This is a genomic window from Micromonospora sp. CNZ296, from assembly GCF_007827635.1.
The window spans coordinates 53,265-75,500 of sequence record NZ_VISW01000019.1; the positions used below are offsets into that span (position 1 = coordinate 53,265).

The 22,236-nt window shown below is 70.2% G+C and carries 21 protein-coding genes; 13 read left to right on the forward strand and 8 right to left on the reverse strand.

The window, feature by feature from the left end:
* Nucleotides 1–106 precede the first annotated feature (106 nt).
* The 8 genes from FB455_RS26795 to FB455_RS26830 all read right to left on the reverse strand — a co-directional run bounded on the left by FB455_RS26795 (nucleotide 107) and on the right by FB455_RS26830 (nucleotide 9,446).
* Nucleotides 107–1,822, reverse strand: a complete 1,716-nt coding sequence (locus FB455_RS26795; RefSeq protein WP_145755212.1) for a hypothetical protein — start codon at nucleotides 1,820–1,822, stop codon at nucleotides 107–109.
* Nucleotides 1,823–2,139: 317 nt separating this feature from the next.
* A complete protein-coding gene (locus tag FB455_RS26800) occupies nucleotides 2,140–3,024 on the reverse strand; it encodes a protein NO VEIN domain-containing protein (RefSeq protein ID WP_186466441.1) in 885 nt (294 codons plus the stop codon).
* 83 nt (nucleotides 3,025–3,107) lie between these two features.
* Nucleotides 3,108–5,030, reverse strand: coding sequence for a DEAD/DEAH box helicase (locus FB455_RS26805; protein WP_145755214.1), 1,923 nt, complete (start codon nucleotides 5,028–5,030; stop codon nucleotides 3,108–3,110).
* A complete protein-coding gene (locus FB455_RS26810; RefSeq protein ID WP_145755215.1) occupies nucleotides 5,027–6,418 on the reverse strand; it encodes a ParB N-terminal domain-containing protein in 1,392 nt (463 codons plus the stop codon). Before FB455_RS26810 ends, FB455_RS26805 begins: the two co-directional genes overlap by 4 nt.
* Nucleotides 6,419–6,524: 106 nt before the next feature.
* Nucleotides 6,525–7,532 (reverse strand): hypothetical protein, encoded by a 1,008-nt coding sequence (locus FB455_RS26815; protein ID WP_145755216.1) that lies wholly within the window; start codon nucleotides 7,530–7,532, stop codon nucleotides 6,525–6,527.
* A 362-nt stretch (nucleotides 7,533–7,894) separates the two neighbouring features.
* Nucleotides 7,895–8,611 (reverse strand): prepilin peptidase, encoded by a 717-nt coding sequence (locus FB455_RS26820; protein ID WP_145755217.1) that lies wholly within the window; start codon nucleotides 8,609–8,611, stop codon nucleotides 7,895–7,897.
* A gap of 30 nt (nucleotides 8,612–8,641) precedes the next feature.
* Complete coding sequence (locus FB455_RS26825) at nucleotides 8,642–8,992, reverse strand: winged helix-turn-helix transcriptional regulator (protein ID WP_145755218.1); 351 nt, start codon at nucleotides 8,990–8,992, stop codon at nucleotides 8,642–8,644.
* Nucleotides 8,993–9,086: 94 nt separating this feature from the next.
* Nucleotides 9,087–9,446 (reverse strand): hypothetical protein, encoded by a 360-nt coding sequence (locus FB455_RS26830; RefSeq protein WP_145755219.1) that lies wholly within the window; start codon nucleotides 9,444–9,446, stop codon nucleotides 9,087–9,089.
* A 322-nt stretch (nucleotides 9,447–9,768) separates the two neighbouring features.
* Here FB455_RS26830 and FB455_RS26835 point away from each other — a divergent pair, with 322 nt between their 5' ends.
* The 13 genes from FB455_RS26835 to FB455_RS26895 all read left to right on the forward strand — a co-directional run bounded on the left by FB455_RS26835 (nucleotide 9,769) and on the right by FB455_RS26895 (nucleotide 21,938).
* Nucleotides 9,769–10,326: a hypothetical protein gene (locus FB455_RS26835; protein ID WP_486481588.1), complete on the forward strand. Its 558-nt coding sequence runs from the start codon at nucleotides 9,769–9,771 to the stop codon at nucleotides 10,324–10,326.
* Nucleotides 10,320–11,186: a hypothetical protein gene (locus FB455_RS26840; protein ID WP_486481589.1), complete on the forward strand. Its 867-nt coding sequence runs from the start codon at nucleotides 10,320–10,322 to the stop codon at nucleotides 11,184–11,186. Before FB455_RS26835 ends, FB455_RS26840 begins: the two co-directional genes overlap by 7 nt.
* Nucleotides 11,183–11,863, forward strand: coding sequence for an SAF domain-containing protein (locus FB455_RS26845; protein WP_145755221.1), 681 nt, complete (start codon nucleotides 11,183–11,185; stop codon nucleotides 11,861–11,863). Before FB455_RS26840 ends, FB455_RS26845 begins: the two co-directional genes overlap by 4 nt.
* Before the next feature lie 20 nt (nucleotides 11,864–11,883).
* Nucleotides 11,884–12,618 carry a P-loop NTPase family protein gene (locus FB455_RS26850; RefSeq protein WP_145755273.1) on the forward strand — a complete coding sequence of 245 codons (735 nt, stop codon included), beginning with the start codon at nucleotides 11,884–11,886 and terminating at the stop codon, nucleotides 12,616–12,618.
* On the forward strand, nucleotides 12,615–13,925 hold the full coding sequence (locus FB455_RS26855; RefSeq protein WP_145755222.1) for an ATPase, T2SS/T4P/T4SS family: 1,311 nt from the start codon (nucleotides 12,615–12,617) through the stop codon (nucleotides 13,923–13,925). Before FB455_RS26850 ends, FB455_RS26855 begins: the two co-directional genes overlap by 4 nt.
* 2 nt (nucleotides 13,926–13,927) lie before the next feature.
* Nucleotides 13,928–14,776 (forward strand): type II secretion system F family protein, encoded by an 849-nt coding sequence (locus FB455_RS26860; protein WP_145755274.1) that lies wholly within the window; start codon nucleotides 13,928–13,930, stop codon nucleotides 14,774–14,776.
* Entirely contained in the window at nucleotides 14,776–15,648 is an 873-nt protein-coding gene (locus tag FB455_RS26865; RefSeq protein WP_145755223.1) for a type II secretion system F family protein, read from the forward strand. Before FB455_RS26860 ends, FB455_RS26865 begins: the two co-directional genes overlap by 1 nt.
* A 45-nt stretch (nucleotides 15,649–15,693) precedes the next feature.
* Complete coding sequence (locus FB455_RS26870) at nucleotides 15,694–15,882, forward strand: hypothetical protein (protein ID WP_145755275.1); 189 nt, start codon at nucleotides 15,694–15,696, stop codon at nucleotides 15,880–15,882.
* 2 nt (nucleotides 15,883–15,884) lie between these two features.
* On the forward strand, nucleotides 15,885–16,334 hold the full coding sequence (locus FB455_RS26875) for a TadE/TadG family type IV pilus assembly protein (RefSeq protein ID WP_145755224.1): 450 nt from the start codon (nucleotides 15,885–15,887) through the stop codon (nucleotides 16,332–16,334).
* 83 nt (nucleotides 16,335–16,417) lie between these two features.
* On the forward strand, nucleotides 16,418–16,849 hold the full coding sequence (locus FB455_RS26880; RefSeq protein WP_145755276.1) for a TadE family protein: 432 nt from the start codon (nucleotides 16,418–16,420) through the stop codon (nucleotides 16,847–16,849).
* Nucleotide 16,850: 1 nt separating this feature from the next.
* Nucleotides 16,851–17,306, forward strand: coding sequence for a pilus assembly protein TadG-related protein (locus tag FB455_RS26885; protein WP_145755225.1), 456 nt, complete (start codon nucleotides 16,851–16,853; stop codon nucleotides 17,304–17,306).
* Nucleotides 17,307–17,334: 28 nt separating this feature from the next.
* A complete protein-coding gene (locus FB455_RS26890; protein ID WP_145755226.1) occupies nucleotides 17,335–20,409 on the forward strand; it encodes a BTAD domain-containing putative transcriptional regulator in 3,075 nt (1,024 codons plus the stop codon).
* The gene (locus FB455_RS26895) at nucleotides 20,406–21,938 is read left to right on the forward strand and encodes a hypothetical protein (RefSeq protein ID WP_145755227.1); all 1,533 of its coding nucleotides are present in this window, start codon (nucleotides 20,406–20,408) and stop codon (nucleotides 21,936–21,938) included. The genes FB455_RS26890 and FB455_RS26895 overlap by 4 nt, the downstream gene beginning before the upstream one ends.
* Nucleotides 21,939–22,236 lie beyond the last annotated feature (298 nt).

The following is a 22,236-nucleotide window of genomic DNA, read 5'->3' on the forward strand; positions in this document are numbered from 1 at the left end:
TCCTGGAAACGTTAGCGGATCAACAGGGTTGCCGGCCGTGTGGCCATGTACGTGAGGTCCGCGGTCACGCAGAACAGCCCCCGGCACCATGTCGGGGCCGGTCCTCCTAGAGCCTGCCGCTCAGGAACTCAGAGGCACGCGCCCTGGCGATGAAGTCTTCTTCCCAGCCGTGCTCTAAGCCACCGATTCGTAGCGCTGTTGAGCCGACGAGGTGCAGGAAAGTTGTCTCCGAGTCGGCATCCACGGCGGTGCTGCGGTGCTGCTGCAGCGGCCGAGGTCCAGCCGGCACCAGGTCGAGAATAAGGTCCATGGTGCAAGCGCGGACGCTGCGCTTGACCTGGTCGGTCTCGTTCTCGGAGTGCACGATCTCGTAACCTACGGTGCGTAGACCGGCATTCTGGAGGGCTTCTAGTAGCGCCACCCATGCCTCTGGCTCACGGTTGGCGTACGAAAAGATGAGGTGGCCGTCCTCCTTGAGCACACGTCGGCTCTCTGCGTAGATCCTTGTCAGTAGCTGTTGGTACTCACCGACGCCTGTCAGTTGCCCTGTCGCCGCGTTGACAACGGCCTCACCGGCGAGAGCGCCGTCGATGAGGCCAGCCCACGATCGCAGCGGCAGGGACAGCTCACCGTACTGAACGTCGTCGTGGTAAGGCGGATCTGTCAGGACCAAGTCGGCCGAGTCGCTCGGTAGCAACATCCGCTCGCTGCTGCCTTCGACGACATGCACCGTCGCCGCCCCGGGTTGGGATGGTTCGGGTTCACTGGTGCGGCGTAGCTTGACAGTCAGGGGTCCGCCGGTGCGAGCGTGCAGCCATTCCGCAGCGCGAACCAGTCGACCTAAGCGACGTAGCACGGTCCCGCGTCCACTGACTTCCGTGCCCCACACGTTCGGCTCCGCGGCGAACGTCGTGAGATTGAAGCGATGGCCTGCCATGGATTCGTAGCTCTTGAGGTACCAACGGTCCCATCGCGAGAGGTGACCAGCCATCTCAGTGCTACCGATGATCGCCATCCGCAGCGCCGCTTGCACTGCGGGCTGGCTCGAGCACTCCGGTAGCAAATCGAGGAGCTCACGCACCATGAAGGCCTGCCGCGCGGGGTAGAGGTCTGACCAGTCCCGGAAGCCGTGGCGGAGCAGGACGCGTGTCTCGGCGCCCTCGGGGATGGCACCAAGGGATACCGGCTCGCCCCATCGAGGGGAGTCAGCAGCTGCGAGTTCGGGGTTTGTCGGGATTGCGAGCTCGCGACGGAAGCCGTTCGCCCGCTCGACCAGAACTACCTCCCACTGCCACGCGCCGGCCGCGGTCCGCTCCGAAAGGCTCTCGCGGTGGCCCCTGGAGCACGTGACGACACGGCCGGGTGTGTAGATCGCCGACGGCTCGATGATGGTTTTGCATGTCTTGCAACGGCTTGTTCTGTCGCTGCGACCGAGCTGCAGGTGCCCTCGCTTACAGCTGAGGTATGCCTCGGGCAGACCCCGCTCCTTGCGGGCGAGCAGGGAAACCATCGCATACGGAAAGTGCCGGTTGCGTTCACCGCATGTGGTGCAGCAGCTCGTTGCGACACGGAAGGTATGGCTGACGTGTCCGAGGGAGCCGTCCTGCATTGACGTGCCGTAGGCGGCCTTCGCCAGTGCAGTGGCGCGTTGAGTCAGCGATGCGGCGCCCTCCCGCAGGTCGTCAGGTGAGGGCAGTGCGAGCATCGCAGCGAGTCCGGTCGCTGCCCACGGGTTGAGGTCTTGTGCGTAGACCTGGTGCCCCCTGGTGACCGCGGAAAGCGGGATGACGCCGCCGCCGGCGAAGGGGTCGACGATCAGCATCGGAGAGTTCGTCTCGGCGGCAACGGCCTGAACTAGGGAACCGTTCACGGCGTCGGTTCGGCGGGCCCACCACCGGTACACACTCACCGGAGGGAGGTGGACCTCACGGTTGCGGCTCTCCGCCTTCGCGGCGGCACTGATCACGTTGACGTCGAGGTGGCGAAGCGGAGAGCGGAGAACGGGCGCGAGTGCCTCTGATACTGAGGCCGTGGCGACGGCGCGCGGGGTAGTGACGGTCACATCTTTCCCCTCTCGTCGTCACAATACGTCGTCCCGCACCATAGCTGAAATGCCCGGCATCGATGTTGCTGGGGTGATCATTTATCAGGCACGTCGAGTACATGGTCAGCGGGCTTGGAACCGCCCCCGGTCGGGCCGATTGCTTGCGGTGGCACGGGCACACCGTGCTGATGGCCGGGCATAGGAAGCCCCGGCCGAAGACTCGTTGTCGGGATCTCGATGCGGACCGTTTCCCATCGGGCACCTCCATGGTCGGTCGGCAGGAAGGGGCGAAGATCATCCCCGGTCAGCCAGCCCGCGACATAGAGTTCGCTGGCGAGGTTCTCCTTGACCGCGACCAGAGACCAGTGGTTGTCCGCCGCGCCGGTGCGGGCCTCGTTGCGGCTGAGGAAGAAGGAGAAGACCCCGGGTTTCGGTCCGGACGTCTTCACCTCAAGGCGATGTCGGCATCCGCCGGGATCCGGGCAGCTGACGTCGTACCCCAGGTCGTCGCTGTGCTGGCTGAGCCAGCAGACGTCCGCCGCGAGATCGTGTCTGCCGAGTCCCTGGAGCCACTCGCGGGCGCTCTGGACGACGAACTCCTCACCGGCTGCCCCGATCACCTTCATGCGCTCATCGTCCACCTTTCGGCCCATGATGAGCAGGAAGTTCTCGCGGCGTTGCGCGTCAAAGACCGTGCTAAGCGCGTCTAGCACGTCCTCCGGGATCATCGCATCGCCCTGATCCGCCACGGTGAAGAGCCATAGAGGCGGCTCACGCATGAGGCAGTGCGCTAGCAGGAACTCGGTAGCAGCGTCGAGTGGCATCGATGCGAAGGTCGCGAACTCTTCGGCTGGCGCGAGCCAGTCGCCTGTACGGACGAGGACCCCGACGCGTTCCAGCAGCGCCTGCCCGTCCTCCAGGTGGCGTGCGTTGAAGATGCCGCCGCTTGGCGCGACAGCGTACGAATGGCGTGCGTCCATGGCGTGAGCGCCGGCGCCGATCAGCTGGCACGCTCGGACAGCAGCCTCAAGTTCGAACGCTGTAGGGCAGAGAGGCGTCATGATCAGTCGACGAGGTCTCGGGAGCCGCTCGGTCCCGCTCGCAGGTGAGCGAAGAGCGCCCGGAGGTCGTCACTGTCGACGGCGCGTTCGAGCGTTTCAGAGTCTTCATCTGGGAGCGCAGTACCCACAAGGCTCGGATCATCGAGTGCTTCTGCGAGATTCTTCGCCTTGATGTGGATGCGAGCGTCCACCACCTCGTCGACGGTGCCGGTAGTCACCAGATACCGGATACGCGTCTCGTCCGAAGGCAGTAGACCGAGTCGATGGATGCGGTCGATGCTCTGCAACCAGTGACCGGCGTTGAAGGTTCGGTCGAGATAGATAGCGTCGTGGCACTCCTTGTGCAGGCTGACCCCCTCACTCATCGACGCTGGGTTCGCGATAAGGACCATGCAGTGGCGGTCTGACCGAAACTTCTCCAGTTCGGTCTCGCGGGTCCGCTCGGCATCGGGCTGGCTGAGTGACGACGGCATGCCGCCATAGATGAGCGCCGGCGTGTAGGTCGCCAGCATGCTCTCGAGAAGCTTGATGTTGCGAACGAAGTTCGTCCAGACCAGTGTCTTACGACCCAGGTCCGCATTCTCCTTGATCATCGAGAGGAGCACTCGGAACTTCGCCGGCGTCTCGTATTGGTTGTACCGCTGCATGACCTCCCACAGCGGCGTTCCTCGAGGAACATCCAGCGGAGGGTGCCGGAAGATGTCGTCGCCCGCTGAGCCAGCACTGAGCAGCTTCGGGTTCGTGGCCGCCTCGAGGAGGTACATGACGATGTCGCCCATGCGGGCAAGTTCCACCCGGGCGTTCATACTCAGACGCAGCTCGCCAGCGTACTGGTCGTGCAGGGCGGCGTAGATGGTCGCCTGCAGGCCCTCCAGCGGCACCGGGACAGCTCGGATGCTGGGTTGTGGCAGCTCCAGCTCGGCCTTCTTGGTGCGGGTGAACATGGGCGCGATGCGCGACGCGATCGCCGCACCCGCGCCCGGCGGGGCTGGGTTCACCAATGCCTCCGGCGGCAGAACGCGTCGGGCTTGGCCGGGCCACAGGAAGTCGATGAGCGCAACGAAGTCGGCCGGCGACTGCGGGGCGGGCGTACCCGTGAGCAGATCGCGCCGAGCGGCGAGGAACGCCAGCGAGAGGCAGGCGCTGCCCCACTGGCCGTCCCAGCCCTTCTTCATCCGGTGCGCCTCGTCGAGGAGCACCATTGTCGGCTTCGCGCGAACCCAGGCACTCAGGTCCTCGTAGTTCGCGGCGAGTCGCTGGTAGTTGACGAGCAGGATCTCGGCCTCGTGGGGGATATACCCGCCGTTGTAGGCCCGTACGGCGGGTGGCTGGCCACCGTCGAAGCAGACCTCGACCTCGGATGTCCAGGCATCGTATGCCGACAGTGGCGCTACCACCAGGAGTCGTTCAACCCGGCCGGCGACACGCTCAGCTTCGTACGTTGCGTAAGCCACTGTCGTCTTGCCAGCCCCCGGCACTGAGAAGTTCGCGCCGTGCGGGAGGCTCAACAGGTGCGCAAGGTCGCGGAGCTGGAATGGACGCAGTGCGCGTACGAAGCGGCTCGCGTCGAGCCGGGCCTGAGCCTGCTGCGGCGTGAGCCGTGGCAGGGTCTCGAGGATGCCCGACAGGGTCGTGCGCTCGGCGTGAGTTGAACGAAGGATGTCCTGCAACTCGGGGGAGATGTCTAAGCCGACACGGTCCCGCCGCCCTGCTGGTCCGACCCAGGCCATCCTGCTCAGAACGCGTTCGAGGTTGCAGAGTGCCTGTGAACTGGCGTTTCCGACGGTGGGGTCGGCCGCCCATTCCGTCATGAGCTCGAACCAGAAGCTGTCGGGGACCCCCTCGCCCCGCCTGGCGTGTACCCGCGGTGGGGCTCCGTCCAGACGCAACGCGACCTTGGGCGCCGTCGCGGTAGGCGTGGTCATGCTGAGCCACCAGATGGATAGGCGTCAGTGAGCTCCTGGATCGCGCGGTCCAAAGCCTCATACGCCTTCTTCCACGCCCCTGCGTCGAAGTCCGCGCGGGCGCGCACACTTTCGTACGATGATCGTGCGGCGTCGATCCGCTTCGCAGCCTCCTTGAGTAGCTTGGTCGGCGCGAGGAGTTCGTCGCCCTGTGCATCGTCAAGACTCTTGGCCTCGATGGCGGTGGCGTAAGCGGTGGAGATACCCCCGAGAAGCTGCTGGCGGCTGATCGTCTGCGCTGTGCCATCCGCAGACGAGATCTCGACCGTGGGGGCGTCGACCGTCGTTGCAAGCAGCGTGACGAGGTCACCGAACGGTACGGCCGTAGGAGAGTCGCTGGCCGCCGAGCCGTCAGCATCGGGATCGCCGAACAGGTCGAGTCCCTCGGGCTCGGCAAGGCCAACTGCGGTCTCACGATTTGCTACGACACCGACCACGGAGTTCTCAGCGAAGGCATCACCGAGGTATGAGGCGACGAGGGTGTCATCGACCTCGCGCAGCTTCGAGTATCCAAGTCCGGCAAGCATGCCCACAATCCGCGCATCTCGGATCTGGGCCGCCTTCACCGGGTTCGTCTTGGCGGTCTTCTGATACCCGGCGGCGATCTCCAGAAGGCTCTGGCGCATCCCCTCGAAGAACGTCCACGGGATCGGTGGCTGCGACCTCGCCCTGACACTCTCGATGATCTGGAGGATGGACAACTCCTGGTCGACTTTGGCTGCAGCCTCCTTCCGGCCCCTGTCGCCCTTTGCGCGGAGTTCACGCCACGTGAGGAGGCCGATCTCCTCCTTCGAGTAGTCCTGCAGGAGGTCCCTGACGAAGAGCAGTGTGTTGACGTTGGAATACCCCTGCTTGACGTCCTCCTCCATCTGGAGGGACGCCTCGATCGCCCGGAACTCCTTGTCCGTGGCGTCCGTCGGCAGGACGACGACCTCGATGTACTGCTTGCCGAGGTCGCGGAGCGCAGCGGCGCGCGTATTCGCGTTGACCAGCACGCCGGTGTGACTCACCACGCCGGGGTAGCGCTGGCCATCAGCCTCAAGCGCACCCTTGATGCGGGGATATCCCTCCGTAGCGCGCAGCTGTTCCTCAAGGAAAGCCTGCGCCTTCTCGCCCCACGGCTCCTTCTGGAAGAGCTTTTGCACCTCCTCCGAAGCGGAGAGAATCTGCGCTCGGATGCGGTGGCTTGAGGGGCTGTACAGGGTGAGCTCAAGCGGGATGCTTACCACAGGGAGAAGGACGTCCTTACCCTTGTACGTGATCAGCTCGCGGCGAGCGCTCCCGCTGGCAAGAGCCGCCTGACGGGCGGCCTCGATGGCCTCGGTTCGCGCCCCAACGGTCGTCGTCACTTGAACATCTCCCAGCACAAGAGTAGCCGCCGATCACTCCACCGGAGGTCGGCGTCATTGTCCCCGACGGGTACGACAATCTCAGGAACAGGTACGACAGACGAGGCTACTTCAGCTGGGTCGCCAACTGCGCGAGCGCCGGCAGCTGTCGCTCGGTGTAGACATGGCCCTCGAAGGCGCGCGCGAGTCCGGCGGTGGATTGCACCCGGTCAGCCCACCCGGGACCCACAACGACGGCGGCGAGCAGTAGGTGCGGGAACTGCGGAGGCAGGGGCTCAAGCTGCCCGACACTCTTTCGCACGGTGCCACCGTCCCGGGCGCTCGCGATGGTGACGCCCAAGATGGGCTCCGGATCATGGTTGCTGTCGCGGCGGATCGCGCACAGCTGCAGCGGGCCGGCAGCCGGTCCAAGGAGCTGGTGCCAGAGCTTGCGGCCGAGGTTGCGTTGCGTGAGGACCTCGATGCCCTCGGCACCGAGGACCGCTTCGAGTTCGTCTGTGATGACGCCGATGAGGAGGTTGTTGGTGCGGTTGCGGTGGGCGAGCCAAGCTCCGCCAGCACCTCGCTGGGCAAGGAGCACTGAGAATGGCACGCCGTTCTGGTACAGATCGGACACGAGTTCCCACCCAGTCGCGCTTCGCTCTGGCACGCCGAACAGGTGCTCGATCGCCCGTGCAGGCGTTCCTCCCGTCACCATCGAAGTAAGCTCGCCAGCCACGTGAGTATCCAGAACCCTCCACGCCGCCTTAACCTGGGTGGTGCTCCACGCCCCATCCGGCTCCCCGGGAGGCGCTGCTGCGCCGCTGGACCTCAACCTGTCAGCGAGGTCGCGGTATGAGAGTCCGGCGATGTCACAGAGGCAGGTCATCACGTGCTTGTTATCCGCCTGCGCCGCGTGCACTACCTCCGCCGTGAGGTTCGCTAGTGAGTGCCCAACAGCGTGAACCGCGAGAGTGTCGAGCGCCGCCTGGTGTTGGTTAGGCGTGACAACGCGGTCAATCGCGAGCAGATCAGCGCTGCTGTCCAGATGCGAAACCGCCGAACGAGCCGCCGCCTGCCTGAGGGCCTCCGTTGACAGCCGTGTCACTGGAAGGACTGCCAGGGCGGCGAACACGTCGCGCCAGCTTTGCGTCGATGTACGCAAATCTCGGCCTTCTGCAAGCCAAGCGACGGCTCGATCGCAGTCAGGCTGCGCTGTTGCAGCGACTAGAACTGCTGCTGCCTCGTCGGCGGTCACTCGGCGCCCCCTCCTCTTGCCTTGTGCCGGCCAGAGTATCGGCGTCAATGATGACGTACCCAGTCTGGGTTCCCCGTCGGTACGCCGTCCGCCAGGCACCCCGTCGCCCGTGGTGTTCGGCTGCGTAATCGCTGATGCCCTTAATCAGCTCGTCGTCAAGCCCCACCTGCTCAATGCGGCCTCCCCGGCCGGTCGAGGCCGCTGACGCATGCCGCGCTTCCGGCGCTTCCTTCTAGGGGTTATCTGATGGTTGCGGCTGCCAGCAGCGCTCCGGCGAGCATGTACGGGCCGAAGGCGATGATGTGTGCGCGGTGCAGCGCCAGGCGTGCCAGCGCTTCGGGGACGGCGAGCACGAAGGGCAGGAGGCCGCCGAGGAGCACCGCGGGCCAGCCGGTGGCGCCCAGTGCTGCGCCGAGCAGCGCGGCCAGCCGCACGTCGCCCAGGCCGATTGCGCTGCCCGCCACGAGGACCAAAGTCAGGTACAGACCGCCGAGCGCTGCTGCGGCGAGCGCGGCGGTGACCAGTGTGTGGGCTTGGCCCGTGGTCGCTGCCTGGCCGGCCAGTACAACGCCGACGGCTAGGGCGGCGGCGCTGATCGCGGGGGTGGGCAGCCTGCGGACCGCGACGTCGACGGCGGCGAGCAGCACGCCGGTGTGCATTACTACCAGCCAGACCGCCAGCAGAGGCAGTCCGCCTGGGGCGTCGCGCAGCAGCCAGGCCAGGCCGGCGGAGGCAACAGCCAGCCCGATGCCGCACAACTCCGAGACGGCCACCAGCATCGCCGCTCTCCTGACAGGAACGCAGCGGGGTGCCGAGGTGCCGCTTCCGCCCGCCTGGGGCGGTGGCAGGTCCGCGCTGGCCTGCGGCTTGGCCACCAGCCAGATGTACACGTGGGGCAGCGTCAAGCCGGCGAGGGCGCCGCCGAACAGCGCCAGCCCCAGCGCCGTGGGATTCATCGGCTGTCGCCGTGGTGAGGCGCGATGGGCCTACGCCGGTCCGGCGTCCGCGCCGGTTGGTTGGGCGTAGCCGTCGCGGTAGGTGTCTGACCAGCGGCGCATCTCGCGCATGAACGATGAGAGCAGCGGCAGCAGGTGGGTGCCGGCGGCGGTCAGGGTGTAGGTACCGGCGCCCGCGTCGTCGGTGTGGTGCACCAAGCCACTGTCGCGCAGGCGGCGCAGGGCGTCGTTGAGCGATTTCGAGCTCGGTGCCGGGTGGATCTCGCGCAGCAGCTCTGAGAATCGCATCGGCCGTTGGCCGAGTGCCGTGAGGATCTCCAGGGTCCACCGCTGGGCGCACAGTTTGATCGCGTCGTGCACGGCGTGAAGGTCGTCGTCCATCCGCCTCCCCTCCCCGTCAAGGTCGGCCAGAGGACGAGTCTAGGTGATCGACTGCTCTACGTGAACAGAGAATTCACGTTGAGTGAGGCGGAGATCATTGCGGTATCGAGTCGCGTCGTTGGATAGCTGGCGCGCTGGTCAGGTGGCGGTAGCCCTCGGCCAGCGCATTTAGGGCATCGGCCAGCGCGCGCCCCATGTTGGACAAGCGGTAGGCACCTGTGGCGGCGATCACGTCCCAACTGCCGTGCGGTTCCCGCCGCAGGAGTCCGGTCGCCGCGAGCCAGCACAGGTCGGCCCGCAGCGCCTCGCGGGACGCCTCGTCCACGCCGCCGAGATCCCCGATCGTGACAGCCGCGCGATCACGCATAGTCACCAAAGTTGCGATGGCGGTGGAGCGGCGGGCGAGCTCCTCGGCGAGGTCGGCGGGCTGAGGGCCCTCGGCGATGCGGCTCATGGTGGGCGCTCCCTTGACATTTTCTGAGGATTCTAGGGCCTTCGATCCCTGCGGGCATAGTGTCGCGAACCCGACACCCAGCGGTCGTATTGCACCGAGATATCTGCATTGGAGGTGACCCCGGGGTGAGCACCTGACGGTAATCACGGAGAGGTAAGCACGTTGCGGTAACCGCGGGGGCCGGGTGTAGAGGTGGGTTCAGGCATTCGTACGTGCAACTTCCACGACAGCGGGGCGAGCTCGCGTCGCTGTCGCCAAGAACCGTCAGGAGGCAGGGCGGCAGATGACAATCCGTAACAGACAGCGAACCTCCACTGCCCGGGTGGGAGCCCGCCGCTTCCGGGTAGCGGGCTCGGCGATCGGCCTGTGCCTGGCGGCCGGCGCGGGAGCCTGCGACGCCGGGAACACCGGGCAGGGTCCGTCTCCCACTGTCTCCGTCGCTGTTTCCGCGCCGAGCCAGGATCCGCGCGGTGCCGCCGAAGGTGCCGCGCTGGAGGCCTACCGCGGTATGTGGGCCGCGTACGCGAAGGCCGGGCTCACCGCGAATCCCGACGAGCCCGACCTCAGCAAGTTCGCCAGTGACGGCGCGCTGAAGACGTTGAGGAACGGCTTGGCTGACTACCGGAGCAAGAAGCAGGTACTCAAGGGCGAGTACGTCCTGAGCCCGCAGGCGGCCGAGGTCGCACTCGCGTCCTCGCCCGCGACGGTGACAGTCACCGACTGCATCGACGACAGCAAGTTCCTGGTCTACAACCTGTCGGGCGAGCCGATCAACGACGTGCCTGGGGGCCGGCGGAGTGCGCGGGCCACGGTCACGAACCTCGCGGCCGGCGGCTGGAAGGTCACCAGCTTCGGCGTCCAGGACGTGGGGTCGTGCTGATGCGTCGCACCGCTCGATGCCTGATCGCCGCGGGCGCGGCAGCGGTCGTGCTGGCATCCGGAAGCCCGGCACGTGCCGACGGCGGTATCGGCGGGGTCAGCTGCACGCAGAACCCGTCGGCTCCCGAATGCGAGATCAGCGCCGGCACCCCCGGCGGCCCTGGCGGCTCCAGCGGCGGCAGCCAGGGCGGCGGCGGGTCCGGTGACGGCTCGGGTGGCGGTGGCGAGGACGGCTGCTACTGGGCGCCGGTCGACGTGGGTCTCCCGCCCCCGCCGGGCAAGGGCCCGGAGGGCGGTTGGTATTCGCGGACCTGCGTGGGCAACGGGCTGGGTTCGCAGGGGGTGCCGGTGTGGCTGGACCAGGCACCGACGGTGAACTTGGCGGCGTTGGCGCAGACAGCGCGTTCTCGGCTGCGCCTGCCCTCGCCGCAGATCCGCACGAATCCCGCCACCGCGCCGTTCGTGCTGGTGCAGGTGCCGGTGTGGCTATGGGTGGACCCGGCGACGTGGGGTGCCCAATCGGCGACCGCGTCGGTGCCTGGGGTGTCGGTCACCGCCGCCGCGACACCGACCCGGGTGGTGTGGTCCTTCGGCGACGGCAGCGACGACCTGACGTGCACTGGTCCGGGCAAGCCGTGGAAGCCGGGCACGGACCCGCGGGCGGCCTCGCCGTGCGGGCACACCTACACCTCCTCGTCCGCTGTCGCGGCGGGGGCGGCGTTCCGGCTGCGGGCGACGGTGACGTGGTCGGTCACCTGGTCTGGTGCCGGTAGTGGGGGCACTCTCGCTCCGCTCACGACGACCTCGACGGTGTCCGTGCGGGTGGCGGAGTCCCAGGCGATCGTCGGAGGTGTCCGGTGAGCGTCACCACGGAGCGTTCCCGCGCGGGGAGCACCGCCGCTGCGGATCTGCCGCCGGTGTCCACCGGTATGCGGCGGGTGGGGCGGCGCAGCGGCCGGCGGGTGGTCGCCGGGCTGCTGCTGGTCCTGGCGACGGTGGTGACGTTTTGGCAGGTGGACCTGCGCCGGCACGCCGACGAGCAGTTCCTCGCCGTCGCGCGGGACGTACCGGCGGGTCAGGTCATCACCGACGCCGATGTGCGGGTGGTGCGGGTGGCGAACCCGTCCGGCCTGGACCTCGTGCGAGCTGAGCAGCGCGGCGGGATCGTCGGCCGTTCGGCGGCGGTGCCGCTGGCGGCAGGGAGCCTGCTGGTGTCGGCGCAGGTCGGGCCGGCGGCGTGGCCTGCGGCGGGGCAGGCGGTGATCGCGGTGCCGGTCAAGCCGGGCCGGGCCCCGACGAGCCTGACCGCCGGGTCGCGGGTGGTGGTACTGGTCGCCCCGCCTGCGGGGGGCGGGCAGCAGGCGCCGCAGCAGAACAACGGTGTGCGCCGGGCGGTGGCCACGGTCGTGTCCGTGGCGGCGGGCGCGGACCAGGTGGGCACGCAGTTGGTGACGGTGCTGCTCGCCGCGGATGCGGCGGAAGCGGTCGCGGCGGCTCCGGGGGACGTGTCGCTGGTGCAGCTCGGCCCGTCTCAGTGAGACGTGAGGAGGTGCGTGAGATGTTGGTGGTGGTGGCGTCGGTATCCGGCGCGCCGGGCGCGTCGACGGCCGCGTTGGGGATGGCGGCGTTGTGGCCGGACCGTCCGGCGTTGCTGGTGGAGGCCGACCCCGGTGGTGGGGTGGTCGCGGCGCGGTTCGGGCTGGCGCAGGAGCCGGGACTGGCGTCCCTGGCGGCGGCGGCCCGGCACGGCGGGCACACCGGCGGGGCGGCACCGTATGTGCAGCAGGTGCCGCTGGGTTTGCACGTCCTCGTCGGGCCGGGGGCGGCCGAGACCGCCGCGGGGGCGGTGTCGGTCCTCGCCGGCCAGGCCGAGGCGGTCGCACGCCTGGCGCCGGTAGTGGTCGCCGACGCGGGTCGCCTCTACGCCAACAGCCCGGCATGGGGCCTGCTGCGCTCCGCTGACGCGGTCGTGCTGGTCACGTCGGGGTCGACGGAGTACCTGGACCACCTGGACACCCGCCTGCCGGCGCTGCGCGCCGCGGCGCGGCCGGGAGTTGTTGGACTGGCGGTCTGCGGCAGGTCCGCCTACACCCCGGCCGAGATCAGCGGGCGCCTCGGTGTCCCGGTGTGGGCGCAACTGCCCGCCGACCGGTGGGGCGCGGGCGTCCTCGCCGGGCGGATGACGGGGCGGGCGTGGACACGTACCCGCCTCGCCCAGGCTTTGCGCGCCCTCGCCGCGTCCGTCGCGGCCGGCGGGCGGCCCGCCGGTGCGGCGCTGGAGGTCGTGCGGTGACCGCCTCGACCCTGAACGGCGGCACGACCGCGGCGCCGCCGGAGGTGGTGGCGCGGCTGCGGGCCCGGGTCAGTGACCGCCTGGCCGCGCACGGCGCGCAGCTTCCCGACGGCGAGCGGCACGCGGTGATCGCGGGATACATCGCCGAGGAACTCGTCGTCCACGCCCGCGAGGACATCTCCGCCGGCCGTGTGCCGCTCACTCCGCAGGCCGAGGCGGCCTTGGCGCGGGCGTTGCGGGACAGCTTCACCGGCCTGGGCGGCTTGCAGAGGTTGATCGACGACCCGCGGGTGGAGGACATCTTCGCCAACGGCTGCGACAACGTGTGGATCCGCACCACCGACGGGCGGGTGCAGCGGGTGCCGCCGGTCGCCGCCTCCGACGACGACCTGATCGACCTCGTGCGGATCGCGGCGGCGCGCAGCGGCCAGGAGGAGCGCCGCTTCGACCGCGGTTCCCCCGGCCTGTCGCTGCGGCTGCCCGGCGGGCAACGCCTGTTCGCCGTGATGGCGGTAGCGAAACGCCCCTCGCTGTCGATCCGCCGCAACACCCTGCACCGGGTGACCCTGGACGACCTGCTGCACCGCGGAGAGATCACGGTGGGGTTGCGGGAACTCATCCGGGCGCTGGTGCGGGCGCGCAAGAACATCGTGATCTGCGGAGGCGTCGGCGTCGGCAAGACCACCATGCTGCGCGCCGCCGCCGGCGCTATCAGCCCGCACGAGCGGATCGTCACCGTCGAGGACGCCTACGAACTCGGTCTTGACGAGGACAGCGACGCGCACCCGAACACCACTGCCCTGCAGCAGCGGGAACCGAACCTCGAAGGCGTCGGCGGCATCGACATGTCCACGATGGTGCGCTGGGGCCTGCGGATGCGCCCGGACCGGGTCATCGTCGGCGAGACCCGCGGCGCCGAGGCCGTACCCATGCTCCTGGCCATGTCGCAGGGCAACGACGGCAGCATGTGCACCCTGCACGCCTCCTCCAGCAAGCAGGCGCTGACCCGGCTGGCCATGTACGTCATGCAGGCGCCGGAGAAGCTGACCTTCGACGCCGCGAACGTGCTCATCGGCCAGGCCGTCGACTTCGTCATCCACCTGGACGTCGCCACCGACGGCACCCGGGTGGTGTCCTCCATCCGCCAGGTCCTGGAGACCGACGGCACCCAGGTCCCCTCCAACGAGATCTTCCGCCCCGGCCCCGACCGGCGCGCCATCCCCGCAGCGCCGATCCGCGCCGACACCCTCGACGAGCTCACCGCCGCCGGCCTCAACCCCGACCTCCTCGTTCGGGACCGGTGGTGAGCATGGGCCTGCTGCCGATCCTGCTCGGCCTGGGCTGCGCCGCAGGCCTGATCCTCGTCGCCGACGGGATACGCCGCCGCCCACCCGGCACCCCGACCACCCGGACACGGCAACGGTGGACGGCGGCCGACCGCACCCGGCTCCTCGCGGCCATCGTCGCTGGATTCGCCGCCGCGGCGGCGACCCGTTGGCCGGTCGCGGCGTTGCTGACCGCCGCCGCGGTGTGGGCGCTGCCCCGCGTCCTCGGTCCGGACCGGGAGCACACCCGCGCGATCGCCCGGATCGAGGCGATCGCGACCTGGGCCGAGCTGCTGCGCGACACCCTGTCCTCGGCAGCCGGCCTGGAGCAGGCCATCACCGCCACCGCCCCTGTTACCCCCCAGCCCATCCGTCCCCAGGTGCAGGCCCTCGCGGGGGCGGTGCGCGGCGGTGCGCGGCTGCCCGACGCGCTGCGCGCGTTCGCCGCCGACCTCGCCGACCCCACCGCCGACCTCGTCGTGCGCGCCCTGACTCAGGCCGCCGGCTACCACGGCGGGCAACTGTCCCAGTGCCTGACCAGCCTCGCCGCCACCGCCCGCGAGCTCGCCGGCATCCGGATGCGGGTGGCCACCAAACGGGCCGCGACCCGCACGGCCGCCCGGGTCATCACCGGCACGTCGGTGGCGATGGTCGCCGGGCTGATCCTGCTCAACCGCGGGTTCCTCGCCCCGTACCGCAGCGTCACCGGACAGCTCGTGCTCCTTGTCGTCGGGGCGGTGTTCGCCGGCGGGTTCTGGTGGCTGGCCCGCGCCTCCCGCGTCCCGCAACCGCCACGGGTGCTCTCGGCCGACCAGCTCGGGCAGGTGGCGTGATGGCCGCTTTCGTGGTGGCGTGCGGCGTCGTCGCCGGGCTCGGCCTGGTCCTGGCCGGCACCGGCCTGCATCCCGCCCGGCCCAGCCTCGCCCAGGCCCTCGACGCCCTGCGCCGCACCCCGACTGCCCCGGAAGAACCGGTGGGGGCCAGGACCCGGCTGCTCGCCGCGCCCCTGCGTGCCCTCGGCCTGCCTCGGCAGCGGATGCGCGCCGACCTCGCCGTACTCGGACGGCCGACCGCCACCCACCTGGCCGACCAGGCCCTCGCGGTCCTCGCCGGCCTGCTCCTGCCCCCGGTCGCGATGGCCGTCCTCGCCTCCGGCGGGGTCAGCTTCGCCGCCGGCATGCCGCTGTGGGCGTCACTTGCCGGCGCGGCCGGCGGCTGGTGGCTGGCCGAGACCACCGTGCACGCCGAGGCCCAGCGGCGCCGCGACGAGCTGCGCTACGCCCTGTCCGCCGTGCTCGACCTCGTCGTCATCTCCCTCGCCGGCGGCGCCGGACTCGAACAAGCCCTCGACGACGCCTGCGCCGACACCCACGGCTGGGCCGCCGGACGCCTGAACCGAGCCGTGGCCACCGCCCGGCTACTGCGCATCCCGCCCTGGCAGGCCCTCGGCCAGCTCGGCGAGGACACCGGCGTCGTCGAACTGCAGGAACTCGCCGCGACGATGAGCCTCGCCGGCACCGAAGGCGCCCGCATCCGCGACTCCCTCACCATCCGCGCCGCCACCCTGCGCGCCCACCAGGCCGCCGCCCTGGAGGCCAGAGCCAACTCCGCCACCGAACGCATGTCCATGCCGGTCATGCTCCTGGCCGCCGCCTACATGCTGTTCCTCCTCTACCCGGCTGTCACCGCCGTCGACAGCTTCTGACCCCGACACACCAGAAGGAGAAACACCGTGCACCCCAGCAAGCTGATGGCCCTGCTGACCCTGGCACACCTCACTCTCACCGACCGGGCCCGCCGGCTGCGCGACTCCGGCGACCAAGGCTCCGAGACCACCGAGAAGGTCATGTGGATCGCCCTGCTCGTCACCCTCGTCCTAGCCGTCTACGCCATCTTCCAAGGCAAGATCATCACCAAGATCACCGGAATCAACCTCTAGCCATGAACCGCACCCGACGAGGCAGGCGACGCCGGCTCGGTGGTGACCGCGGGTCCGTCACCACCGAGGTGGTCCTCTACGCGCCCCTGCTGTTCCTGCTCGTCCTCGTCGGCGTGCAGTTCGCCCTGTGGGCCCTGGCCCAACTCGGCGTCCAGCACGCCGCCAACCACGCCCTGCAAACCACCAGAGTGTCCGGCGGCACCGCCGCCGCCGGCCACGCCGACGCCACCGCCGTCCTCGACCAGGTCGCCGGGCAGGTCGTCGTCGACCCGCGCGTGTCGGTCACCCGAACCGCCGACACCGCCACCGTGGCAGTGGCAGGCCGGGTGCCCGCCGTCGTGCCGTTCCTGCGCCTGCAGGTCAGCACCCAGGCCAGCGCCCCGGTCGAGCGTTTCCGGCTGACTCTGTCGCTGGCCCCCTTGCCATCTGGAGTGGAAGGAGACTCGACGTGATCCGCCAGCAGGGCCGCAGCGGACAATCACCCCGCCGGCCTGCAGCGCGGCTGCGCGGAGACCGAGGTTCGGTAAGCGTCGAGATGGCGCTGAGCTACGTACCGCTGATGGTCCTGGCTGCCCTCGCGGTGGTGGCGTGCCTGCGCCTGGCCTCGGCCGCCATCGACGTCAACTCCGCTGCGGCCGCCGCGGCTCGGCAGGCGTCGCTCGCCCGCACGCCCGGCGAGGCCCGCGCCGCAGGCGCGGACGGCGCCTCCGCCACCTTGGCTGGGCGGACCTTCACCTGCCAGCCGGCCACCGTCACCGTCGAGCCGGGCGCGTTCGTCCCCGGCGGGCAGGTCAGCGCCACCGTGGCGTGCACCGTCCGCCTCGATGACCTCTACGGCCTCGGCCTGCCTGGCACGATCACCATCCGCGGCACTTCTGTGCAGCCCCTCGACACCTACCGCGGGGTTCCCCTCGGGTTCGGGATTCCTGAATCCTCGGGTGACTCGAACCCGAGCGGTGGTGCGTGACATGGGTGCCACGAGCCGATCGCGTCGACGCCTGCGGCAGGCCCGCCGCGACGACCGAGGCCAGATCACGCCGTGGACGATCTTCGGCGTCGTCCTCGTCCTCATCCTCGCCGGCCTGGTCCTCGACCTGGGCCTGGCGATGTCGGACAAGGTGCGGCTGCTCGACGTCGCTCAGGCCGCCGCCCGGGCCGGCGCCCGCGAGATCGACCTCGCCACCTACCGGGCCACCGGCGCCGTCCAGCTCCAGCCCGCCCAGGCCGCCGCAGCCGCGCGGACCTTCGCCCAGCAAGCCGGCGTCGACGGACAGGTCACCGCGTCCGCCTCCACAACCACCGTCACCGTGACGATCACCGGCACCCGGCAAACACAGTTGCTGCACCTGGTCGGGATCACCGGCCTGCCGCTGTCCGCCACCGCCACGGCCGATCCTCTGACCGGCGTCACCGCCCCTTCCTGACCAGGCCTCTGCACGACCGGGAGCTCCAGTGTTCGCATTCCTCGCCGCCACGGCCCGCCGCCTGGCCGGACTCGCGCTTCTGGTCCTGCTCACCGCCGGCGTGCCGTACGCGCTCATCCGATACGTCGGCTGGCCACTACCCCGCCAGGCCCCCACCTGGCAGGACGTCGCCACGGCCCTCACCTCCCCCTTGACCGACACGATCCTCGGCAACACCCTCGTGGGCCTGCTGTGGCTGGCCTGGGCGGCGTTCATCTGGTCACTGGTCGCGGAGGTCGCCGAGGCCGTGACGGGCATCCGCCTGCCGCAACCCAGAGCCATCGCTCCCGCCCGAGGCCTCGCCGCGCTCCTGATAGCCGCCATCACCGGCGGCGTGCTCGCCACCGCCGCCCAGGCCGCACCGGCACTCACCCCAGCAGCCATCGCGACAGGACACGACGCCACCGTCACAGCAGCCGCGACAGCGACCGGCGGCCCGGATGCGCCATTGGCTGAGCCTGCCCTAGGGGACCGGACGCGGACTACCGAAACGGATCGACCCGCGACGCGACTCGCCGCCGGCCAGATCACCCTCGTCGCCGCCGGTGACACCTACACCTGCACCGTGCGGCACGGCGACACCCTCTCGGAGATCGCCGAGGACTGGCTCGGTGACGCCAACCGCTGGCCGGAGATCTGGGCGCTCAACCGCGGCACCCACTTCGACACGGTCGGCGGCACCTTCAGCAGCCCCCACCTCATCTACCCCGGCTGGACGCTCGAACTCCCAGAAGACGCCGTTCCACCAGCCGCGGCCCGCCCCACACCTCCCGCTGACCCGCCGGCCCCGGCAGACAAGCCCGCGACAGCTCCGGAGCCGCCGGCACCAGACACGTCGGCGAGCGAGCCAGCCAGCCCCGAGACCGCCTCGCCCCAGCCGAGCCGAACCGCAGACCGGCCAGGCGACGACGGCGTCATCGGACCTGCACCAGCGGAAACGGCCATGCCTGCTACCCCTGCGCCGCCGACACCAAGCCGCACACCGAGCAGTCCCGCCGCCACCACACCCGCCCCGGCCAGCAGCCCATCCAACCAATCGGAACGTCCGCACGGCATTGCCCTGCTGACCGGAAGCTGGATCGACCTCGGCCTCGCCCTCGCCATCGCGGCAGCCGCCGCGCTGGTCTGGGCCCACCGCCGCCGCCGCTACCAGCCGCGACCTCCCGGCGTGCACGCCCGAACCAACGATCCCGACCTCGAACCGATGCCCGCGGTCATCACCCAGATCCGCCGGGGCCTACGCGCCGAGACGGGCAAGGACACCGACGGCCTGGACATCCTCGACACCGCCAGCCCCCTCCAGGCCAGCACCGGCGGCCCTCCGGCCGACGACGACAGCCAGGTAGCCCACGTCGAGGACGTCCCGGCCAGCACCGAACTCCCCGCAGGAGCGGAAGAGCAGAACACCGCCCCCGCGCCGGTCGTGCCGGCACTGGACAACCCGCTGGCCGCGGTCTGGCCACCAGCCGGCCTCGGACTGACCGGCCCCGGCGCGGAGGCCGCCGGCCGCGGATTCCTCACCGCCGCCCTCGCCACCGGCGGCGCGGACAACCCCGACGCGCGCAGCTGGGTCATCATCCCCTCGGCGACCGCCGCCACCCTGCTGGGCGCCGCCGCCGTCGCGCTGCCCGAGACGCCCCGCCTGACCGTCACCGGCGGCCTCGACGACGCCCTGGCCATCCTCGAAGAGCAAACCCTGCACCGCACCCGCCTGGCCTACCAGCACGAGGTCGACACCATCGCCGAGGTGCGCCGCGCCGACCCCTACGAGGAGCCGCAGCCGCCCATCCTGTTCATCGCCGACGCCGAGGCCAGCCACGAACGCGCCAGAATCGCCGCGCTGCTGACCCAGGGACAACGCCTCGACATCCACGGCATCCTCCTCGGTCCTTGGCCGGACGGGAACACCGCCGTCGTCGACGCCGACGGCACCACCACTCCCGCCGACGGAGAGACCCGCCACGGTACGCACCCCGCCGACGTCGGCCGCCTCAGCGTCCTCACCCCTGCCGAGACGATCGACCTGCTCACCGCGCTCGCCGAAGCGCACACCGGCGAGCGCCGGCCCCCGGCACCGACCGAAACCCCTCAACCTGCCAGCGGCCCCGACCCGCAACCCGCCCCGGCCGACGCCGACGACTACGCCGACGACGGCGACCCCGATCTACCACTGCCCGCCGACGACGAGCCGAACGTCGCCGTCGAGGACTCCGCTCCCGTCGTCGCACACCCGCGCGATCCCGCCGCTGAACAGGCGCAGGCCGCGGAGGAAGAGCAGCCGGCGCCTCCCGGCGGACGCGTGAAGGTGCGGGTGCTCGGCGACGCCCGCATCGTGGACATGGACACGAGCGTGCCGCTGCGGGCGAAAGCCCTCGAACTGCTGGTCTACCTCGTCGTGCAGGACGGCGACGCCGCGCAGGACAACATCCTCGAAGACCTGCTCCCCTACGCCCCGGCCTCAAAGGCGCCGCACCGCCTGCACACCTACGTCTCCACGCTGCGCAAGACCCTCGCCCGCACCGGCGGGCCCGCCACCTACCTCACCCACCCGCCGCGCCGCTACACCCTCAACCGAGAGGCACTCGACACCGACCTGTGGCGGATGCGCGACGCGCTGCGCGACGCCGAACGCGCTACCACCGACGCCGACCGGACCGCCGCCCTGCAACGCGCCGTCGACGCCTACGACGGCACACTCGCCGACGGCTCCGGCTACGAATGGATCGAGGCGCACCGCGAGGGCATCCGCCGCCAAGCCCTCGACGCCCACCTCGCCCTAGCCGCAGCGACCGCCGACCCGACACGAGCCCTCGCCGTCCTGGAAGCCGCGATGCGCCACGACCCATACGCCGAGGCCCTCTACCAACGGGCGATGCACGCCCACGCCGCACTGGGACACCTCGAGCAGATCCGCACCCTGCGCCGGACGCTCACCCGCCGGCTCGACGAGATCGACGCCGAGCCCAGCGACGACACCATCAAGCTTGCCGACCGGCTCATCGCCGCCCTGCAGAAGCAGCGGCCGACCGGCAAACCCGATCCCCGAGACGGCGGACAACCATGACGCCGCACCCTACGTCGACGCCCGAGGCGAGTCGCGGCAGCCCGCACGATCCGCCCACACCCGGCGGCGACTGCCCCCAGCCGGCCAACGTCGCCCGCAACGGCGCCGCGTGGCCACCGCCGGCAACCGTCCTCGCCGGCGGCACGACGCCGGGCGGCGAGGATCAGGCCGGGTCAGCACGTCGTGATGCCTCCGCGGCGACTCGCGACGCGTTGGACGCTGACCTGGCAACAGCAGTCCGGCACGCCGCCTGGATACGCCGCGCGTTCTACGTCCTGGTGCTGCTGGTCGCCCTCATCGGCCAGGTCACCGGCGCCGTCGACACGCTAGGCGTCCCGGTGGCAGTCGCGGTCCCGGCCGTCGCGGCGCTGGAGCTGGGCGGCGTGGTCGTGATGGCCAACGCCGACGTGCGACGCCGGCTCGGCGAGCAGGCCATCGTGTCGCGCCTGCTGTCCGCCGCGATCGCCGCCGGGGCCGTCTCCTTCAACTGGGCCGCCCACCCCGAGCACCTGGTCGGCGGCTTCTACGCGGGCATGTCCGCCCTCGGGTACCTCGTCTGGTTGATGCACGCCGGCAACCAGCGCCGCGACCGGCTGCGCGCCACCGGGAGCCTGCCACCCGCACCGCCGTCCTACGAGGTGTTCGCCCACTGGATCCGCCACCCCGTCATCACCTCCCAGGCGCGGTCCATCGCCAAGGCCGACGGCCTCGACCTGTACGAGTCCCTGACCGCGGCCCGCGACGCGGTCGCCCGCCGACAGCGCGACGCCGCGATCGCCAAAGTGCTCCATCGCAAGATCAGAGCCGCCGTGGACCCCACCACCGCCGACATCGCCGTGCAGGTGTACGACCTGGACGAGATCGCCGCACGCCTCGCAGCCACCGCCGACTACAACAGCCTGACCACGCTCTTGGCTGCGGACCTCAGCCCAGAGCGGATCATGACAGCCCACAGCGCCAGTCAACGCCGTCGCTGGTTCAGGCGCCAGCGCCTCGCCGACGCACCACCGGCACTTGAGCCCGCCCTCTCCCCGCCGCCAGCGCCCACCGCGTCGACGGCGCACACGCCAGGCGATGACCGGCAGGAGCCGAAACCAGAGCCAGAGGAGGACCCTGAGCCGGCCCCGATCGGCCACCAGCAGATTGCCGAGAGCCGCGACGCTCGCCCGCCTGAAGTTGTGTCACCGGACGATCCGGCTATCACGGACGCGGCAGACGGGAGCGAGGATGACAAGGACGTCACTGACGATGACGCCGACGAGCAGACAGGCGACGGCGATCAGGATGGCGCCGGTGACGCGAACGATGACCAGGACTCGGAGGTGCCCCAGGGAACCGCGCAGGCAGTGGCCTACTGGCTCCGCAAGGAGCCGAACCTGGACCCTGAACTGCTCGCCGAGAGGATCGGCAAGTCGCTGCGATCGGTCTACCGATACCTGCCACCGGACTACCCCCGCCGACCGGGCATTGCCAGGCGACGGACCCGCCGCCAGGCCGGCCCTGCCCGGCGCACGAACCACGGCGAGTGACGTCAACAGCCACGACACGCCGACTGTCGGCAGCAGGTCCGAAAGCAAGGGCACGTACGCCGCCACGTAAAAGATTCACATGACGACGAGGCCTGGGCAGCCGGTGTGAGGCTCCTACCGTCACTTGGGATGGCCTTCATCCGACTGCTGTTGGACGCTGCATCGCCGACGGGGAGGGCGTGTCCCGACTACCTGTTAGCTGGTGGTACGAACGCAGCCCGGCCAGGCTTGGTCGACGTGACCGGTGGGGTCGCTCTCATCGCGGCTGCCTACCGCAGGTTGGTCTGGCTTCCATCTG

Bases quoted from the DNA above. Each gene is read 5' to 3' on its own strand.
- FB455_RS26795 (WP_145755212.1), bottom strand. From the start codon at position 1,822: ATGCTGATCGTCGACCCCTTCGCCGGCGGCGGCGTCATCCCGCTTTCC.
- FB455_RS26800 (WP_186466441.1), bottom strand. From the start codon at position 3,024: ATGGACGCACGCCATTCGTACGCTGTCGCGCCAAGCGGCGGCATCTTC.
- FB455_RS26805 (WP_145755214.1), bottom strand. From the start codon at position 5,030: ATGACCACGCCTACCGCGACGGCGCCCAAGGTCGCGTTGCGTCTGGAC.
- FB455_RS26820 (WP_145755217.1), bottom strand. From the start codon at position 8,611: ATGAATCCCACGGCGCTGGGGCTGGCGCTGTTCGGCGGCGCCCTCGCC.
- FB455_RS26825 (WP_145755218.1), bottom strand. From the start codon at position 8,992: ATGGACGACGACCTTCACGCCGTGCACGACGCGATCAAACTGTGCGCC.
- FB455_RS26830 (WP_145755219.1), bottom strand. From the start codon at position 9,446: ATGAGCCGCATCGCCGAGGGCCCTCAGCCCGCCGACCTCGCCGAGGAG.
- FB455_RS26850 (WP_145755273.1), top strand. From the start codon at position 11,884: ATGTTGGTGGTGGTGGCGTCGGTATCCGGCGCGCCGGGCGCGTCGACG.
- FB455_RS26860 (WP_145755274.1), top strand. From the start codon at position 13,928: ATGGGCCTGCTGCCGATCCTGCTCGGCCTGGGCTGCGCCGCAGGCCTG.
- FB455_RS26865 (WP_145755223.1), top strand. From the start codon at position 14,776: ATGGCCGCTTTCGTGGTGGCGTGCGGCGTCGTCGCCGGGCTCGGCCTG.
- FB455_RS26870 (WP_145755275.1), top strand. From the start codon at position 15,694: ATGGCCCTGCTGACCCTGGCACACCTCACTCTCACCGACCGGGCCCGC.
- FB455_RS26875 (WP_145755224.1), top strand. From the start codon at position 15,885: ATGAACCGCACCCGACGAGGCAGGCGACGCCGGCTCGGTGGTGACCGC.
- FB455_RS26880 (WP_145755276.1), top strand. From the start codon at position 16,418: ATGGCGCTGAGCTACGTACCGCTGATGGTCCTGGCTGCCCTCGCGGTG.
- FB455_RS26885 (WP_145755225.1), top strand. From the start codon at position 16,851: ATGGGTGCCACGAGCCGATCGCGTCGACGCCTGCGGCAGGCCCGCCGC.
- FB455_RS26895 (WP_145755227.1), top strand. From the start codon at position 20,406: ATGACGCCGCACCCTACGTCGACGCCCGAGGCGAGTCGCGGCAGCCCG.